This is a genomic window from Bacteroidota bacterium (assembly GCA_034723125.1).
Classification (GTDB): Bacteria; Bacteroidota; Bacteroidia; order CAILMK01; family JAAYUY01; genus JAYEOP01.
This window is the reverse complement of sequence record JAYEOP010000540.1, coordinates 1-1,680: the sequence shown is the minus strand read 5'-3', so window position 1 is coordinate 1,680 and position 1,680 is coordinate 1. Positions and strand designations below refer to the sequence as shown.

The window sequence follows — 1,680 nt, the reverse complement described above, 5'->3', positions numbered from 1 at the left end:
TAAGAAACGCCAAAAGAATTATTCGATTTATTATTAATAAAATTATTTAGAATATTAAACTATGAAAATTCACAATAAAGACCAAAAAGGAATTTCATCTTCATTCGGAATTCTAATCATTGTTATAATCGCCATTGTTGCTGTTGGTGGAGCTTTGGCGTATCAATATGTGTGGAATACAGATGAGCCGATAATAGAAGAACCAATAACAGAAAAGCCTCAAGACGAAACAGCTGATTGGCAGATTTATAGAAATGAAATGCTTGAGCTTGAGTTAGAAAAAATTGGATTTACCGTACAATATCCAAATGATTGGGATTATACAATGATTGGCCCTAAGCTATTTTTTGGACCAGAAGATGTAATTAAAAATCTGGAAATAGGTAAAAACATAGAAGATAAGTCTCTCGGTATAATGATTAGTGTCTATGAGAAGATACTATATGATCGCGGAATTTTGCCTTACAAAAAATCAAGCGAATATTTTTTAATGACCTCTTCTGATATTGAAGTAGACGGAATCCAAGGAACTAAATATGTTTTTGAATATCTTGTAGATAGGCTCTGTTATCACAAAGGAGACAAAACTATCTCGGTAGATTTAAAGCTTGATAATGGTTATCTTTCAATTCATCTTTTTGATTATCAAAAATTGGATACATTCCAAAAAATTCTTTCTACTTTTAGGTTTATAGATTAAGAATATCTTGAGCATAAAAAAAACAGCCCTGCGAATTGTGTGGCTGTTTTTTTGATTTATTTATTTTGACTAAAAAAATAGATTTGCTACAATAAAGCAAATGAAAAGCATAAATGAAATTAGGAAAAATAGAATAAAAAAGCTTAATGCAATTAAAAGTGTTGGTATTTGTGTTTTTCCAAGTAGCGTTAAAAGAACACATATATCTGTTGAAGCTTTAAAAGATTTTAATAAACTTGCTAAAACTAAAAAACAAATAGTTTTAGCTGGCAGATTAATGTCTATAAGACAGCATGGCGGTCTTGCTTTTGCTAATATTGAGGACGGATTAGGAAAAATTCAAGTTTCCTTAAAGAAAGACAAATTGGGCGAAAAAGGCTTTCAATTTTTCTTAGACAATTTTGATATAGGTGACTTTGTTGAAATTAAAGGTATCTTGTTTAAAACCAAAAGAGGAGAGAAAACAATTCAAACAAATAGTTATAAGATTTTAACTAAATCTCTTTTGCCTTTACCTGAAAAATGGCATGGTTTAAAAGACGTTGAAGAGAAATTTAGAAAAAGATATCTTGATTTAATATTTAATGCTGAAAGCAAAGAAAAATTTGAGATTCGTTCAAAAATTGTTAAAGAAATACGAGATTTTTTTGAAAAACAAGGATTTTTAGAAGTAGAAACGCCTATTTTGCAACCACTTTATGGCGGAGCAAAAGCAGAACCGTTTAAAACCCATTTAAATGCTTTAGATATTGATTTGTATCTAAGAATCTCTCCAGAACTTTACTTAAAACGACTTTTAGTCGGAGGATTTGAAAAAGTGTTTGAAATTGGAAAATGTTTTAGAAATGAAGGCATTGATAAAGTTCATAATCCTGACTTTACAAGTTTAGAGTTTTATTGGGCTTATGCAGATTATAAAGATTTAATGAAATTTACTGAAAAACTTTTTTCGGTTTTAGTTAAGAATGTTTTTGGAAGTT

The 1,680-nt window shown here is 29.2% G+C and carries 2 protein-coding genes; both read left to right on the top strand.

Annotation, left to right across the window (positions count from 1 at the left end; all coding sequences use genetic code 11):
- The first annotated feature begins 61 nt into the window (after nucleotides 1-61).
- Complete coding sequence (locus U9R42_13935) at nucleotides 62-700, top strand: hypothetical protein (GenBank protein ID MEA3497123.1); 639 nt, start codon at nucleotides 62-64, stop codon at nucleotides 698-700.
- 100 nt (nucleotides 701-800) lie between these two features.
- Nucleotides 801-1,680 (top strand): amino acid--tRNA ligase-related protein (locus U9R42_13930; protein ID MEA3497122.1); only part of this gene is annotated, 880 nt, incomplete at its 3' end.

Excerpts from the sequence above, each read along its gene's own strand:
- U9R42_13935 (MEA3497123.1), top strand. The coding sequence starts at position 62 with ATGAAAATTCACAATAAAGACCAAAAAGGAATTTCATCTTCATTCGGA.